14 protein-coding genes are annotated in these 14,932 nt (G+C 53.2%); 1 reads left to right on the forward strand and 13 read right to left on the reverse strand.

The genetic code is table 11. The annotated features are described in order from the left end of the window. Positions 1 to 5: 5 nt before the first annotated feature. The 7 genes from MKQ68_RS12190 to MKQ68_RS12220 form a co-directional block, all read right to left on the reverse strand. Positions 6 to 1,145 carry a cysteine desulfurase family protein gene (locus MKQ68_RS12190; RefSeq protein ID WP_264283533.1) on the reverse strand — a complete coding sequence of 380 codons (1,140 nt, stop codon included), beginning with the start codon at positions 1,143 to 1,145 and terminating at the stop codon, positions 6 to 8. After that, positions 1,145 to 3,358: a xanthine dehydrogenase family protein molybdopterin-binding subunit gene (locus MKQ68_RS12195; protein WP_264283534.1), complete on the reverse strand. Its 2,214-nt coding sequence runs from the start codon at positions 3,356 to 3,358 to the stop codon at positions 1,145 to 1,147. The genes MKQ68_RS12190 and MKQ68_RS12195 overlap by 1 nt, the downstream gene beginning before the upstream one ends. Before the next feature lie 12 nt (positions 3,359 to 3,370). Further along, the gene (locus MKQ68_RS12200; protein ID WP_264283535.1) at positions 3,371 to 4,348 is read right to left on the reverse strand and encodes an FAD binding domain-containing protein; all 978 of its coding nucleotides are present in this window, start codon (positions 4,346 to 4,348) and stop codon (positions 3,371 to 3,373) included. Next, positions 4,345 to 4,935: a (2Fe-2S)-binding protein gene (locus MKQ68_RS12205; protein WP_264283536.1), complete on the reverse strand. Its 591-nt coding sequence runs from the start codon at positions 4,933 to 4,935 to the stop codon at positions 4,345 to 4,347. The genes MKQ68_RS12200 and MKQ68_RS12205 overlap by 4 nt, the downstream gene beginning before the upstream one ends. A gap of 202 nt (positions 4,936 to 5,137) precedes the next feature. Then, the gene (locus tag MKQ68_RS12210) at positions 5,138 to 5,371 is read right to left on the reverse strand and encodes a thioredoxin family protein (RefSeq protein WP_244845442.1); all 234 of its coding nucleotides are present in this window, start codon (positions 5,369 to 5,371) and stop codon (positions 5,138 to 5,140) included. Between the two features lie 5 nt (positions 5,372 to 5,376). Continuing rightward, positions 5,377 to 6,261 (reverse strand): dihydrodipicolinate synthase family protein, encoded by an 885-nt coding sequence (locus MKQ68_RS12215; RefSeq protein WP_264283537.1) that lies wholly within the window; start codon positions 6,259 to 6,261, stop codon positions 5,377 to 5,379. Positions 6,262 to 6,277: 16 nt separating this feature from the next. Further along, on the reverse strand, positions 6,278 to 6,787 hold the full coding sequence (locus tag MKQ68_RS12220) for a cupin domain-containing protein (RefSeq protein ID WP_264283538.1): 510 nt from the start codon (positions 6,785 to 6,787) through the stop codon (positions 6,278 to 6,280). Positions 6,788 to 6,890: 103 nt separating this feature from the next. On the opposite strand from MKQ68_RS12220, the gene pdxR reads away from it, so the two are divergent. Further along, positions 6,891 to 8,309, forward strand: a complete 1,419-nt coding sequence (pdxR, locus tag MKQ68_RS12225) for a MocR-like pyridoxine biosynthesis transcription factor PdxR (protein ID WP_264283539.1) — start codon at positions 6,891 to 6,893, stop codon at positions 8,307 to 8,309. 4 nt (positions 8,310 to 8,313) lie between these two features. On the opposite strand, the gene MKQ68_RS12230 is transcribed toward pdxR, so the two are convergent. The 6 genes from MKQ68_RS12230 to MKQ68_RS12255 all read right to left on the reverse strand — a co-directional run bounded on the left by MKQ68_RS12230 (position 8,314) and on the right by MKQ68_RS12255 (position 14,929). After that, on the reverse strand, positions 8,314 to 9,459 hold the full coding sequence (locus tag MKQ68_RS12230; protein WP_264283540.1) for an FAD-dependent oxidoreductase: 1,146 nt from the start codon (positions 9,457 to 9,459) through the stop codon (positions 8,314 to 8,316). A 25-nt stretch (positions 9,460 to 9,484) separates the two neighbouring features. After that, entirely contained in the window at positions 9,485 to 10,240 is a 756-nt protein-coding gene (locus tag MKQ68_RS12235; RefSeq protein WP_264283541.1) for a helix-turn-helix domain-containing protein, read from the reverse strand. Next, entirely contained in the window at positions 10,237 to 10,731 is a 495-nt protein-coding gene (locus MKQ68_RS12240; RefSeq protein ID WP_264283542.1) for a cupin, read from the reverse strand. The genes MKQ68_RS12235 and MKQ68_RS12240 overlap by 4 nt, the downstream gene beginning before the upstream one ends. 31 nt (positions 10,732 to 10,762) lie before the next feature. Further along, positions 10,763 to 12,664 carry a hypothetical protein gene (locus tag MKQ68_RS12245; protein WP_264283543.1) on the reverse strand — a complete coding sequence of 634 codons (1,902 nt, stop codon included), beginning with the start codon at positions 12,662 to 12,664 and terminating at the stop codon, positions 10,763 to 10,765. A gap of 248 nt (positions 12,665 to 12,912) precedes the next feature. Next, positions 12,913 to 13,560 (reverse strand): hypothetical protein, encoded by a 648-nt coding sequence (locus MKQ68_RS12250; RefSeq protein WP_264283544.1) that lies wholly within the window; start codon positions 13,558 to 13,560, stop codon positions 12,913 to 12,915. Positions 13,561 to 13,732: 172 nt separating this feature from the next. Beyond that, complete coding sequence (locus MKQ68_RS12255; RefSeq protein WP_264283545.1) at positions 13,733 to 14,929, reverse strand: purple acid phosphatase family protein; 1,197 nt, start codon at positions 14,927 to 14,929, stop codon at positions 13,733 to 13,735. Between the last annotated feature and the right edge of the window lie 3 nt (positions 14,930 to 14,932).

A 14,932-nucleotide genomic window follows, 5' to 3' on the forward strand; every position in this document is an offset into this window, starting at 1 on the left:
TTCTTTTACATGGCGGGAACGGCCGAACGAACAGCGTTTACAAGATGCTGCACCGCCTCTTCCACTTCGTCCTGTTGCGAAAACCTGCCCAGGCTGATGCGGACCGACTGCGCCGCTGCCGTTTTGCTCAAACCCATGGCCTGCAATACGTGTGAAGGCTTTTGTACCAGTCCTGCACAGGCACTGCCACGACTCACCGCCAGCTGCGAAGATAAGGACAGCAACAATTGCTCCACATCCGGGTACGGCAATAACAGGTTCGTTACGTGAGCCAGCCGCTCTCCGCCGCCGTTTACTTTGCTGCCGGGCAGCTGTTGCAGTATCGTTTGTTCAAGCTGATCACGGAGCGCTTGCAAACGCGACGCATCTGTCGCCATTTCCTGCTTCGCTATTTCCGCCGCTTTACCCAAACCGATGATCGCCGGTGTATTGAGTGTACCGCTTCTTAATCCGCCCTCGTGCTGGCCGCCATGCAATTGCGGCAGCAAACCAAGGCGTTTACTGCGCACGTATAACACGCCTGCCCCTTTCGGCCCGAACATCTTGTGTGCGGAAAAGGCCAGCAAATCAATCCCATCAGCTTCCACATCCACCGGTATTTTACCAACAGCCTGCGTGGCATCGCAAAAGAAAGGAATATCGTGCTGCCGCGCGATCTGTGCAAAGGCTTTTACAGGATGCACTACGCCGGTTTCATTATTGGCATACATCAACGCGATGCAAACCGTATCGGGACGAATAGCGGCCTCCAAAACAGCAGGCGACAAGGCCCCGCTGGTATCGGTATCTAACCGGGTCACTGCGAAACCCTTTGTTTCCAGGTAGGCGCAGGTATCCAGTACGGCTTTGTGTTCTGTTTTACAAGTGATTATATGCCCGGCAGTCGCCTGTTCGGCCAGCCCCTTCAGCGCGAGGTTAATCGCTTCTGTTGCTCCAGAAGTAAAGATGATTTGCCTGGGTGAGGCGCCAATCAGGTCAGCTACCTGCGAACGGGCATCATCCACTGCTTCGCGCGCCTGCCAGCCATAGGCATGATCGGCACTCGCGGCGTTACCGAATTGATGCAGAAAGTAAGGCAACATCGCTTCCACCACCCGCGGGTCGCAGGGGGTGGTGGCGTTATTGTCCAGGTATACAGGTGCCACTACATTAATATTTTATCGGGCGTGATGGGCAGATCGCGCAGCCTTTTGCCGGTAGCGTTATAGATCGCGTTGGCAATGGCCGCTGCAGACCCGATAATGCCCACTTCACCAAGACCTTTCGCCCCACTCGGATTAATATTCGGATCGGGTTTGTTTACGAAGGCAACTTCCAAAATAGGCGCATCCGCATTTACCGCGAAGTGATATCCCGCCAGGTCGTTGCCCACCAGGTTACCCAGCTTTTTATCCGCATGTATTTCTTCCATCAGTGCCATACCAATACCGCCTACGATCGCGCCCGACACCTGGTTGGCCGCTGGTTTCTCGTTTACAATACGGCCGCCATCGGCCACACACACGGCTTTCTCTATCTTCACTTTACCGGTCTTGATGTTCACCCCCACTTTCGCGAAGTGAGCGGCCGATACGCAGAACGAATACTGCTGCCGCTCCTGCCCCGGTCCGGAACTGGCTTCCACATCCAGCTCCGTAAGCTGATGTTTCTCCCAGAGCGCCGGCCATGCGATGAACTGGTTGTTCGCCGATTGGAAGGCAATGCCTTTATCCGACAGCAACACATCTGCGACTTTCGCATCTTTATATGCCGGCTTTATGTCAGCCGCATAACCCGCCAACTTCAGCTTCAACGCATCACACACGGCGGATACCGCACCACTGATGGAAGACAGGCCGGTACTGCCACCCTGACTACCCGCAGTCGGCAAGTCGGAGTGGCCCACCGCTACCTTTATCTTATTCTTAGAAATGCCGGTAAACGTATGCACCATGTTATGCATCGCCGTGCCGGTACCCGTACCGATATCCGTCATCGCGGTCTTGATCGTCACCACGCCATCTTTGTTCATCGTAATGCCTGCGCTGGCCGTACCACGGCCTGCACTCCACATCCCGATGCCTACGCCATAGCCGATCTTCCAATCGCCCTCCGTGATCGCGCCGGGTTGTGACTTACGCGCACTCCAGCCGATCATTTCCGCTCCTTTACGAATGCCCTCATCCACGAAGTTGGTGGAATAAGGTTTACCGTTCTCCGGGTCATTACGCAACGCGAAGTTTTTCAACCGCAGCTCCACCGGATCTATGTTCAGTTTATAACTCAATTCATCAATCGCACTTTCCAGCGCAAAAGCGCCCGTACACTCACCCGGACCGCGCATCCAGGTGGGCGTTCCCAGGTTGAGCGGAACGGCGATCTGTTCGGTCTTCAGGTTATCGAATTTATAAGTGATACGGGAGATGCGGGTAATTCCTTCGCTGAAGTTTTCGTACACAGACGAGCCGTTCTTTGCCTGGTGCACCAGTCCCTGGAACACACCATTGGCATCTGCGCCCAATTTTATCTTCTGCCAGGATGCCGGGCGGTAACCGGTTAACGAGAACATCTGCGGTCGTGTCAACATCAGTTTCACCGGCCTTTTCACCTGTAAAGCAGCCATGATCGCTGCGAGTGCATTAGACCATACGCGCAAACCGGAACCGAAACCACCACCTACAAACTCACTATGAACGGTGATGTTTGCGGCAGGGATGTTGAACAAGCCGGCGAAAGTGCGCTGCACGTTCATTACACCCTGGTTCTTATCATACAGCACCAGTTTGTCTGCGGCCGTCCAATGTGCTATGGTGGCATGCATTTCCATAGGGTTATGCACTTCGGTGGCAATGTTGTATTCCTGCTCGATGATCGCAGCAGCGTTATTCCAGGCGGCTTCACTGCCTCTTTCGCGGCCGGCGGATTTGAGTTCCACTGACTTGCGCGCTTCATCGAAATCTACCTTCGCAGGTGCTTCATTATAGGTTACTTCAACTAACGACGCGGCGTAGTTCGCATCCTCCAGCGTTTTGGCAATCACCATGGCTACTGGCTGGCCGCGGAAGAATATTTTGTCGGTATGAAATACAGGCAGCCCAAACCTTGACTGCTTGATTTTTTCTTCGTCTGCCAGTCCGGGTACGAGTGGTTTATGCAGATGCGTTACAATGTCAAGCACCCCATCTGCCTGTTGCGCGGCGCTTACATCAATACTTTTGATCGTGCCTGCCGCCACGGTGCTGCTCACCAGAACGGCATGGCAAACATTGGGCACCTCGTATTCCGCAGCATATTTGCCCGAGCCGGTCACCTTGGCTACCCCTTCTACGCGCCCGTCCACCGGCGGCTTTGCTTTTCTTTTATAATCAAAAAGACCCATGGTAGTGTTGAATTAGGCGGTTAAAGAATTTTGCAGGGCCGTTTCGATGGCACCTCTTAACATCACTTTTTTAAATAAGTTGCCTGGTAACGGCTTCACATCCTCCAGCGCCACATCTGCAGCCGCACCGAAGTTAGCCGGCGTGGCCTCTTTCCCTTTCAGGAACTGCTCCGCCTTTTCCCAGCGCCAGGGTTTATGCGCCACACCACCGGAAGCCAGTCGCGCTTCCGTAATGCGGTTGCCCTGCAACTTTAACGCCGCTGCCACTGACACCAGCGCAAATGCATACGATTCACGGTCGCGCAGTTTCACGTACGCGTAGTTTTTATTGAAACCTTCGTCCGGCACATCGATCGACATGATCAGTGCATTTTCGGGAAGGGTGTTATCAAGCTGCGGTGAATTACCGGGCAGCTTATGAAACTGCCGGAACGGAATGACCGAACGTTGTTCGCCCTTCGTTAAGATGTTCACCTTTGCATCCAGTGCTACCAGCGCCACACAGAGGTCGGAAGGATGCACGGCCACACACTGTTCGTTATAGCCTATCACCGCACTCATACGCTGACTGCCTTCGAGGGCGCTGCAGCCGGAGCCCGGTTTGCGTTTATTACAAGGCGTGCTTACATCGTAGAAGTACGGGCAGCGCGTGCGTTGTAACAGGTTGCCCCCGGTAGAGGCCATGTTCCTGATCTGCGGCGAAGCGCCGGCCAGTACGGCTTTGGCGACGAGCGGACTTTTCGACAACACCATCGGATCATTCGCTATCACGCTGTTGCGCACCATGGCACCGATTCGGATGCCACCGTTCACGGCTTCAACTTTATTGGAAAGCGTTGCATTAATATCGATCAATTCGTCAGGCGTAGCAATATGCTTCTTCATCAGGTCGACCAGGTTGGTACCGCCTGCGAGGAACTGTGCGCCGTCCTTCTTTGCTGCCAGGGCTTTGCTGGCATTGTCCCGTTTACCGAAAGAGAATGGCTTCATTTTGCTACTTTTTGAATGGATTCAACAATACCGTTATAAGCACCGCAGCGGCAAAGGTTACCGCTCATGAACTCCTTGATCTCTTCCACCGAATGCGTATGCCCTTCTTTCACACAAGCCACCGCCGACATGATTTGTCCGGGTGTGCAGTACCCGCACTGGAAGCCGTCGCATTCGATGAACGCCTGTTGCATCGGGTGTAACTTATCGCCATCACTCAAACCTTCGATGGTCGTCACTTCTTTGCCGGGCAAGGTGGCGGCCAGCGTCAGGCAGCTTAATACCCGTTGCCCGTCTACGTGTACCGTACAAGCTCCACACTGCCCGTGGTCACAGCCCTTTTTAGTGCCGGTGAGCTGCAGGTTTTCGCGCAGCAGGTCCAGCAAAGTGGTGCGGGTATCCACCGATAACTTATACGCCTTTTTGTTGATGGAAACGGGTAGCGGCACGGTTTGTTTACGTGCGACGAGTAGTTTCCTGGCATCGAGGTAAAATGACTTTACGGACGCAGGAATGGCCGCCAATGCAGCCAGCGCCCCGGAGGTTTTCAGAAAAAACCGCCTGCTGTAGAATTGTTTCTTGCTCATGAAAGCAATGTTTTATGTTGATAAGCTTCCTAATTGACCTGGTAATACCGCAAATATAGTTCCACTGCGATGGATTTCACGCTAAAGCATATTACCGAAATTCCGGAACATTACCAACAAACCACACTGCCACCTATCACAATAACCCCACACAGGCCACCGAATGCCTATGTGGGGTATCCCTATTCCTATGCGACTACAATCAACCTTTCACATCTGCCATGGAAGCGCCGAAGTTAATGTGCAACACATTGCCGTTCGGCGTAACCAAAGCGGGTACGGATGTCACACCCGCAGTTTCCGCTTCTGCAATACGGCTGCGTACTTCGCCGATGTTCACCACTTCCACATTTTCTTCACCTATCAGGGTGATGATGTCTTGTTCTGCGCTTACACAAACGGGGCAGCCCGCGTGATAGAATACTGATTTTGCCATTGTTGTTAGTTTTTAATTTGAGTTAAGATGTTTCTTAGTTCTGTGATCTCTTCGTCTGTCAAAGGTTTCAGGGGACTTCTTAAATATCCGCCCTCTTCGCCGAGGATGTTGAGACCTGCTTTGATTGCCCGGGGCAATCCTTTTACGACGATGAACTTCAGGAGTTCCAGCTGTTCGTAAAACACGCGCTGCGCCTTTGCCAGGTCGTTCGCTTCCACCGCTTCGCACAAGGCGAGGTTGAGCGAGGGGATAAGATTCGGCGCCGCCGTACACCAACCCGTAGCACCGGCCGAAAAGGCGGCCAGGGCCAGTGGATTGGAACCGTTATAGAAAGCCACGTCCTCTCCCAGCTCCCGGCGCAGGTGGTGCATCCGCTGCACGTCGCCGGTGCTTTCTTTGATCATGGTCACGTTCGGGATTTCCAGCAGGCGTTTTAATAAGGCGGGCGACATATCCACCCCACCCGTTGCCGGGTTGTTATACGCCATGATGGGAATAGAAATCTTCGAAGCCACCGCATCGTAGTGCGCTACAATCTCATCGTCGGTTAGTTTCCAATAACTCATCGGGATGATCATGACTGCCGTGGCGCCTGCCTTTTCGGCAAACTGCGCGTGGTAGATGGTCTTCTCCGTGGTGAGGTTCGATACCCCAACTAGTACGGGTACACGACCTGCTACCTGGAGTAGTGTCGCCTCCGTCACCGCTTCTTTTTCCTCATCGCTGAGGTAAGGCAGTACACCTGTGCTGCCGAGCGGCGCGATGCCGTGCGAGCCGTTAGCCACCAGCCTTTCTACCAGCCTGCGAAACAGGGGCACGTCTACTTTCTCCCCGGCATCGAAGGGTGTGATGGGATAGGCGATGACGCCTTTAAATGGAATTTTGTTCATCCGGTAATGGTTAAGGTTAAAGATCTCTTCCTTCTTCTTCGCGGAGCGCTACGCCGAGGTTTTGCAGCTGCGGCGCATTTTCACAGGCGATGTATTTGGCCGGTTCGGTATCGCTCACGTTCTGGTGGCGGTGCCATGCCCAGGAAGGAATGTATACCGCGTCGCCGGCTTCCCACTCGATACGCTCGTTCTCTATTTCGGTCCAGCCCTTACCGGAAATCACGTACAATACGGTTTCGTAGGTGTGGCGGTGACGATTGGTCAGTTGTCCCGGCAGCAGTCCGCCAATGGTCATACTTACATTTTTGCTGGGCAGGTTGACGAAAAATACCGGGTGTTTACGTTCTGCCGAAAACTGGTTGTGTACGCCGGCCTGCTCCACGTTTTTATGAACGAGATGTGAAGGTCTTACAAACTGAGGCCTGGCGAAGGTCTGGTGAAAGTCCTTTGAGCTGAACTGCTTCTGCTCTTCGTGAATCGCTGTTACGATCTCTGTACCTGGTTTAACTGTTTCTAGCTTTGCCATATCTGATCACTGATTTAAACGTTATCTGCATGATTGCGATACAAAATTACCCTACCTTTGGACCAGTTACATGATACAGTTTTAACAAAACAAGGTAGTCCAGATGCTCAGACCATGGAAACTGAAAATCCAGCTCGACCCGCAATCAGAAAAGGCCATTTATCTTCAACTGGCCGATGCGATTATCGCAGACATCCGCTCCGGCCGGCTGAAAGGCGGCACGGCATTACCGGGCAGCAGGGCGCTGGCGAATGAGTTACAGCTCAATCGTAATACGATCGTAGAAGCCTTAAATGTGTTACTGAACGAAGAGTGGATCATATCGCGCGAGCGGAAGGGCACCTTTGTGGCGGAGGAATTACCAATACTCTCGAAACGCCGTAGTGGTTCTTCGGAAGATAAGCCCAGAGAAGAAAAGGCCCCGCTGTTCCACATCATATTCGACGACGGCGCGCCCGATAGTAAGATCGCCCCGATCGATGAACTGGTGCGGGCTTACCGGCAGATTTTCAAACAGAAAGGAAGATGGCAGATGATGGGCTACGGCTGCGAGTACGGCGAAGTGGAATTTCGTGGCGCACTGGCCCAAATGCTCAATCACCAACGTGGCATGCAGGTAGATGCCGACAAGATATGCGTCACCCGCGGCAGCCAGATGGCCATGTACCTTACTGCACATTGCCTGCTTACCAAAGGCGACGCCATCCTCATAGAAACACCCGGTTACAAACCCGCCTGGAAAGCCTTTGAAGCAACAGGCGCCACATTGTTGCCCGTGCGGGTCGATAAAGACGGATTATTGATCAGCGACGTGGAAACGCACCTGCAATCGGGTAAACGCATCAAGGCATTATACACAACGCCACATCATCAATATCCCACCACCGTTACCCTTAGTCTGCAACGCCGGCTGGAGCTGGTGCGCCTTTCGAACGAACATGGGTTTACAATTATCGAAGACGATTACGATAACGAGTTTCACTTCGGGTACCGGCCCGTACTGCCGATATGCAGCTTCGAGGGAATGAAAAACTTCGTGTACATCGGCACCATGAGTAAAGTAGTGGCCCCCGCACTCCGCATCGGCTACCTCGTATGCGGCCGCCCCGCGTTGCTGGACAAAGCCGCTGATCTGAGAAAGATCATCGATGTGCAGGGCGATACCATTATGGAGCAGGCCGTGTTACAACTGATCAATGACGGCACCATCAAACGCCACCTGAAACGGGCCACAGGCTATTACAGATCGAAACGTGACTTTACGGCGGGTTTGCTACAAACACATCTTGCAGAGAAAGCGTTATTCGATACGCCCGACGGTGGCCTGGCGTTCTGGGTACTACCGAACAAAAAGACCGACTGGCCGTCCGTGTCAAAAAAACTACAGGCGAAAGGGATTAAGATCATTACGCCGGAACAGTATAGTTTTGGCAAGATGGAGAACGGCATCCGGCTGAGTTACGGCTCGTTGTCGGAGAAGCAGTTGGAGGAAGGGATAGCGGCGTTGGGGAGGTTGTTGTAAGGCATTAGTGCTCCCCGCTAAACACCTCCCCTATCCACTTCACGCCATCCCGTGAATGTAAGCCTTCGGTTGACTCCAGCGTAATGCGGGTCACCTCCGCTGCCCGTTGCAGCATCGCACGCTCGTAAGCGGCCAGCGCTTCGGGGATGCTTGCACCTACAGATAAATATTCCGACAACTCCAGCGCATCCTGCAAAGCCATATTCACGCCTTCACCCGCGTATGGCGGCATACGATGCGCGGCGTCACCAAGCATGGTTACGTTCGGATGGGTGATCCACGATTGATCTAAAGGAAAATGATATTGAGGACGAGGCACGAACCACATGTCGTCACTATCGAACAGCTCCTGCCAGCCTACGTGCCAGGCGGCGAAGGCGGTTTTGAACCATGCAAAGACATCTCGTTTGCTGGTGAAGTTGATGCCGCTGTTGGAGGCCCAGGCTTCTTCGACTTTACAGCCGGTGTAGAAAGACAGGCTGCCGTCGCCTTTCGCGCTGAGGATGATAGATTGTTCATGACCGAGTGCAAATATCTTTCCTCCGGAGACGAGCTGCCAGAGGTTTGGGGCGTTCTTTTCTGCGTGATAGATATTGCCTTCTACTATCGTGATACCGGAATACACTGGCTGTATGTCCGTCATGTAGGGCCGCAGCTTCGAATTGGCACCGTCTGCGGCGATCACTAAGTCGGCGTAACCGGGTGGCTGGTTCCTGAAGTGGATCGTCCAGCCCGTATTCTGGGGAGTCATGGCGGAGAATTGATGATCCCAGTGAACGGTGTCGGGCTTTAAAGATGCGAGCAACATTTCGCGGAGGTCGGCACGGTCTATTTCCGGGCGGCTATCCGCCAGCTGCTGATCGGCGGCATGGTCATCGATATGCACCTGCATGTCGGGCGACAAAACCTTCAGTAGTCCGGCTCCTGGGCGGTGACGGGCATAGAATTCATCGAGTAATCCGGCTTTACGAATAGCAGCCAGTCCCGACTCCTCGTGCAGATCAAGCGTGGCGCCCTGGGAGCGGATTTGCTGGTCGGTATCACGTTCGTACACGGCCACCTGTACGTCGTTCAATTGTAATAACCTGGCGAGCATTAATCCACCTGGGCCACCACCTACAATGGCTACCCGTTTATTGCGTAATAACATATCGTATTGTATTTACGATACAAAATTAGCGCCGCCCGAGGGTGGAAAATTGTATAAATCGGTCGTTCGGGTTCTGCTTTAATTCCTTGGGCAAAACACCTGCCAGCTTCTTTACTTCTTTGATGAAATGCGACTGGTCGGCGAAGTTTTCTCCGGGGAACAGCTTCCCTTCTTTGATGCCTTTGAATGATGCGCGAAAGCGGAGGATGTTGCAATACACCTTCAACGGAAGGCCTAAGTACTGCTGAAAATACCGGTTGATCTGCCGGCTGCTCCAGTATACCCGGTCCGACAGTTCTTTTACGGTGATAGCACCATTGGAGGCGAATATCAACTCAAATAATTGTTGCTTGCGGTTATCTATGTCGCCTTCCAACGCTGCCTGTATTTGCCGTGCTGCCTTCTCGCAGAAAACGTCAAAGTTTTGCATATCCGTTGCCTCGAAACCCCAGAAGCCGGCAGGCTGCCTGGTAGCGCTGTTTACGAGGTGGCTGACCGGTGTATGCAAAACGTATTCCGCAGCGAGTGGTTTAAAGCTGATCGCAAACGTAAGCCTGCCGGGAGGAATACTCGCCTGTTCCGGCTGCGTACCGATACCGAGCAGCGTGGCCGTAAAGCCCTGCCCTTCGGTGACCGAAAAGAACAAGTCGATACGCCCATCGGGCAGAATCACCACCTCTTTGCTGGTTGCAGCACGGTTGTGCAGCAGCCAGTAGCTTTCTACGTAAGGCGCCAGCGAGGCGTCGGGTGATTTTATTTGGTAAGCGATATCGTCGTTCATGTCCAGTACGTCAATGGTTGCCCCGTAATGGGGTCGGTGGAAGGCACCGGCACAGCAGCTATCTTTACCCGGGCCGACGGCAGCTCACGCGGCGTGCCGTAATTCATATCATAATTGCGCCCATCCGGGTAACCGCCGATGCAAATGACGTCATTCTCGCCACCCAGGTTCTTATGCGCTACACCGGCGGGGATCACCAGTACGTCGAACTTCTGAAGCCGTAACACCGGCCCGCTGATGCCGCCTAACTGCAAAGACGTGCGGCCTTCGATGAAACCTATTACTTCATGGGCGGTACTATGGTAATGATGATAGGTGAAGATGCCGGACCGCCAGTTATTGCGCCACCCGTTTTTACGGAATAGCTGCCGTACGTAACGGCCGGAGAAGAAACGCGGCAACGTGAGTGCCTGCGGATAGTACAGTACCGGCAAATGACTGTTCGGAAAATTACCCTCCGGGGGTACATGTATGGATTGAGGCGTTGTCATGATGAATAAACATACCACAGTTTGCATGCCATTATTGGCGGTCCCTCACGCTAAATTGAAAAGATGTAGTACCCAGTTCGCCGTGATCACTCATCCCTTCTACTATCGCAATGAACCGGCCACGGATATCCGAACAGGGAAAACGCAACTCTACATCGCCCTGCTCATTGGTCACGACCGCAGGCGCCCAGTAGAGGGTATTACGATTGTCCGGCAGGGCCTTATCTTCCGGCAGTTCGAATGTACGCTCTGTGTAGAAGCCTTTTGTCATCACCATCTTGAATTTCTTTAAGAGTTCTTCTTCGGTATACTTAGGATAGTGATACGGCTGCCTGCGCACTTCATCTGCCGTAAACCGGAACGGGTGCGACACCACCTGGTTACGCCGGGGCGAAATAAACTCTGAGTAGGTTACACCCTCTACCGGCTTTTTGCCGCTGTTGCAGGCCGGACAATTCAGCATTCCACAGGCACCTACGTAATCCATATTCCCTTCGAACCTGGCAATGCTGTCGAGGTAGCCGAGGTACTTATCTCCAAACGCCCTGCCCTTTCCCTGCACTGTAAACTCTTTTAATGTTCGGCCATATTGCAGCAAACCCGGATCGACCGGCTTTTCCGCTGCTATAATATCCTTTGTACCCAGTGCATATATTGGTTTGATGCGGCTGATCGCATTGAACGGGTCTTCGATATCTACCTTAAATTCCTTCTCGGAGAAGTACTTTACAAAGAAACGCCGGCCTGTAAACAATTGCTCCGGCGTAAGATAAAACCGCCCATCTTCCCCCACCGTAGTCATATTCGTGATGCTCTTATTGTAGTTGAACAGCATCACGGAGGAAGGCATCTTGCCTTTCCCCGCTAACTGCCCCCGGATGCTATCGGGCAATAGCGGCTTTGCCGAGTTGCCATTCCATTGGTACGAAGCAACACTACTTGTGCGTAACAGCTGCTCCATAGCGGCGCTATCCGAATAAGCAGCTACATCATACACATCCTGCTTCAACTGCGTTGACACGTGGTAGTAATTGTCGATATCCCGTACATTCCGCGCATCTGCAAACAACTGATCCATCACGCGAACATTAAGTATCGCCTGTACCGGCTTGCCACCATAACCGGTCGTTTTAATCTTTAGCACGACTTCTTCCTTTGGCGCATACAACTCCTTCACCTCGCTGAACTGTATTTGCAATTTTCGCCCCTGGTGCAGGAAAACCAGTCTGCCTGTAACCGGTTTTAATTGTTCATCGAACAACATAACCTCCGCAATACCACGCGGCATGTGTGCTATCGGCACTTTCACGGTCGCACTGTCTTGCACCGGTACGGCTGCGATAGACTGTAACACGCCACGCGTCTGCATCCGCAGGTAAACGGTTTTCTTGTGGTTATAACGCGGACGAATACGAAAGGTGATCGTATCGCGATGATTGGCTATTAACTGTAAAGTATCTTCCGGTTTGAGTAATGTATCGCTCCTGCTTTGATATACCCTTCGCTTAATCGCCTGTGGCTCCTTCACTACCTGTATTCGGGAAGCCGCGTAAAAAACGGGGCTTGCGAAATAGGAATGGGCAGAATAGGCCTGTAATAAATAGTCGCCGGCTGTTAAGGTATCTGGCAGGTACACGTGGCCCTGCGACAAGCCGTTCGTAATCGGGTACATCTCTTTCCACATCACCGAATCACCATGAGAGAGTTGCAGGTATAAGATCTTGTCCTGCGCAGACAGCATCAGCTTTTGCGCGTCCAGCGACCAGGCCGAAAACCAGAGGTCTTCGCCAGCGATGTAAATATCCTTATTCGTGCGGAGATACAGGGAGGTTTGAGGCGGCAGTTCGCCCATCTGCGCGGCCAGTGAGTCCAGCTTTTGAGCAGAGAGGTGTTGAACAGATAGTAAGCAAACAATGCAGATGAGCCATTTCATGCTGTTACGTAAGTTTTAAGCGCCGATACACGGAAGATACGAAAAACGAAAATAAAAGGCAGGAGGAAACAAGCCCCCTGCCCGTAAAACGTATACGGAGCAGCGTTAGACTTCTTTTTCCAGTATGTCAAAGAACTTGTCAAGGTAACTCGCCATGAAAGCATCTTACGACGGTAAGCATGACGTAGCACACGGGCGAACCTTTTGTCCGCCTGCATTGCTTCCTTTTTTTACAGCACCAAACACGCTTAGCCACTCGTGTAGACGGGCATTCGCGAATTGCCAGTTTTTTTACAAATTGCGTGTGCCTCCGTGTCCGCAACCCGACACTTCACACATGCGACTACCTGCAATTCCGTGGTCTCTATAGCTAACTCACTCCTGCACTCATTCCCCGGCAAATCCCTCGCAATCACCACCACCCTGCCCCCTACCGGCATCTCCGCAGGCACATAACCAAACCAATCACCTCCCTCACTATCTGCCACACCCGCCTCCAGCAGCTGCCCATCCGCCCCGTACACCTCCACTACTACTTCCGCCACACGGAAGTTATCCGTCGCATGTACCCTCACACGCCCTTTCTCCACGAGTACCTCATGTACTTCAGGCGCTACCAGAAAGTCGGCAATCGCCAGGTTATGCACGTTCAACGCCTTGCTGAGGCCTGCTTTATACAATGCTTTTAAACCGGCGTTACCACGCACCCGGGCCGACCATTCCGCTGCTTTCTTAAAATCGGCTTTCGTGCGCTCCTGGTCAGGCGTGCCCAGACCGGGACGTTTACGCGGGGCCTTGGCGATAATCTCTTCGCCATAACGGGTGTATATGACTACCTGCTTGCCGAACATGCCGCGCGCACCGCTGGATATGGCGTTAAAATGTTTCCGTTTCATGTGCTGTTTTTGGGCAAAGGTGGGGCATCCGGGGGGAGGTACATGACGCACTTTCGTGCAAAAAAAGGGACACTTTCGGGCAAATTTGGGATCGGATGGTTCAGTGATGGTTGGGTGAGGGTTGGGCAGGCCTGTCGGAAAGAAAAATCCCGGGGATTGCCCGGGACTTTCGTCATCGTGTTGCCTTTACTTCATACTGCCCTACTTCGGTGCCGTCGTCACCCAGCATCCTTAACTGCAGTTTTCGCCGGTCGGCGGTCACTTTAATGAGGGTGCGCCGCCCTTCCTTCGGACCGCCGCCGATCACGATCGGGTAGTGGTGGGTGGCGGGGTCGGCGGGGTGAACGCCGTAGCGGTGGGTATGGCCGCAAATCATCAGGTCGATGCCGGCTTTATTGAAGAGTGGATGAAATAGCTGCCTGCAATGCATAGACCCATGCCCCTCGCCGGAATGAAACACCGGGATGTGCATCATTACCACGCGGAATGGCGCTTTAAGGAACTCAGGGCGCTGTAAAGCCTGCTCCAGCCAGTGGGCCTGCCGCTCGCGGTAGTCGTCGAAGGCGACGAGCTGGCTGTACTCGGCATGATCATCTGCCTTATCTTCCCCGGTATCCAGCACAATGAAATGTACCGGGCCCCGGGTGAAGGAAAAGTAGTACTGGTTGCCCGGATTATTGAAATATTCCGGCAGTTGACGGGCGTATTTACCGCGTGTTTCATGATTACCGCGGGCCAGCATGAACGGTGTTTGCGAGGCAAACAACGAGGTGACCGGCGTAAGCAAGTGATCAATCAACTGTTGTTCGTCGGTCTGAAAGTCGAACATATCGCCGTTCAGGAACACGAAGTCGTACGGGTCTTTACCGTTATGTTGCATGAGGTGCGCAAAGGATGCCGGGCGATCGTGAATGTCGTTCAGCACGATCCACGACACTTCACCGGCCCCGATAGCCGGCGTGGTAAAATGAAACACTTCGCTGTTCGCGGTGTCGCCCCAGGTCATCAGGTAAGGTTGAAAATCCACGATCTGCTTTGAGCATACGCGGTAAGCGTAGCGGGTGCCGGGTTGCAGGCCTTTCAGCACTACCTGGTGTACACGGGTGTTTGCGGCCAGCAGGCCCAGTTCCGCTTCCGGCAGGGCTTTGCGATCGGTGGTGCTTTCCCCGTACTCGACCCAGCTGCTCGCAGGTGCATCGGTTATCCAGCGGATGATGACGCTGTCGTTGGTGAGGCATTGCAGGTACGGCGGCGTCAGGAACCGGATGCCTGCAGGTGCTTTCACATATTCGTGTTTCAGGGTCGAAGGCATCAGGCCGATAAGGCCTGCTTTTGCGATGTCCCCAAGAAAGTTTCTCCTGTTGTGCATGAT

Origin of the sequence: Chitinophaga horti (genome assembly GCF_022867795.2) — a bacterium.
GTDB classification, from domain to species: Bacteria; Bacteroidota; Bacteroidia; order Chitinophagales; family Chitinophagaceae; genus Chitinophaga; species Chitinophaga horti.

Bases quoted from the DNA above. Each gene is read 5' to 3' on its own strand.
- MKQ68_RS12195 (WP_264283534.1), bottom strand. From the start codon at position 3,358: ATGGGTCTTTTTGATTATAAAAGAAAAGCAAAGCCGCCGGTGGACGGG.
- MKQ68_RS12200 (WP_264283535.1), bottom strand. From the start codon at position 4,348: ATGAAGCCATTCTCTTTCGGTAAACGGGACAATGCCAGCAAAGCCCTG.
- MKQ68_RS12205 (WP_264283536.1), bottom strand. From the start codon at position 4,935: ATGAGCAAGAAACAATTCTACAGCAGGCGGTTTTTTCTGAAAACCTCC.
- MKQ68_RS12210 (WP_244845442.1), bottom strand. From the start codon at position 5,371: ATGGCAAAATCAGTATTCTATCACGCGGGCTGCCCCGTTTGTGTAAGC.
- MKQ68_RS12215 (WP_264283537.1), bottom strand. From the start codon at position 6,261: ATGAACAAAATTCCATTTAAAGGCGTCATCGCCTATCCCATCACACCC.
- MKQ68_RS12220 (WP_264283538.1), bottom strand. From the start codon at position 6,787: ATGGCAAAGCTAGAAACAGTTAAACCAGGTACAGAGATCGTAACAGCG.
- pdxR (WP_264283539.1), top strand. From the start codon at position 6,891: ATGCTCAGACCATGGAAACTGAAAATCCAGCTCGACCCGCAATCAGAA.
- MKQ68_RS12230 (WP_264283540.1), bottom strand. From the start codon at position 9,459: ATGTTATTACGCAATAAACGGGTAGCCATTGTAGGTGGTGGCCCAGGT.
- MKQ68_RS12235 (WP_264283541.1), bottom strand. From the start codon at position 10,240: ATGAACGACGATATCGCTTACCAAATAAAATCACCCGACGCCTCGCTG.
- MKQ68_RS12240 (WP_264283542.1), bottom strand. From the start codon at position 10,731: ATGACAACGCCTCAATCCATACATGTACCCCCGGAGGGTAATTTTCCG.
- MKQ68_RS12245 (WP_264283543.1), bottom strand. From the start codon at position 12,664: ATGAAATGGCTCATCTGCATTGTTTGCTTACTATCTGTTCAACACCTC.
- MKQ68_RS12250 (WP_264283544.1), bottom strand. From the start codon at position 13,560: ATGAAACGGAAACATTTTAACGCCATATCCAGCGGTGCGCGCGGCATG.
- MKQ68_RS12255 (WP_264283545.1), bottom strand. From the start codon at position 14,929: ATGCACAACAGGAGAAACTTTCTTGGGGACATCGCAAAAGCAGGCCTT.